This is a genomic window from Caballeronia sp. M23-90 (assembly GCF_053574605.1).
This window is the reverse complement of sequence record NZ_JBSIPA010001029.1, coordinates 1-278: the sequence shown is the minus strand read 5'-3', so window position 1 is coordinate 278 and position 278 is coordinate 1. Positions and strand designations below refer to the sequence as shown.

Sequence of the window (278 nt, the reverse complement as noted above, 5' to 3'; positions counted from 1 at the left end):
GCGATCCGGGAAGTCAGGACGATATTTAAACGTCTTGAAGTGCGATTCGGAGAACGGGTTGTCATTGGAAACATAAGGCCGACTATGAGTCTTGATCACTTCCAGATCGACGAGCAAGGCAGCGACGGTCTTCGAGCGCATGCTAGTGCCGCGATCGGCGTGCAGTGTGAGGCAACCCGGTTCGATGTTTTGTCCGGCGACGGTATCGGCAATCAGCATTTCGGCCAGTTCAGCAGTCTCCCGGGGAGCGATCATCCAGCCGACCACGTAGCGGCTAA

1 pseudogene is annotated in these 278 nt (G+C 56.1%); it reads right to left on the bottom strand.

Annotation, left to right across the window (positions count from 1 at the left end):
- Window positions 1-278 (bottom strand): annotated as a pseudogene (locus tag ACRXB1_RS37640) (IS3 family transposase); the annotation flags it as partial.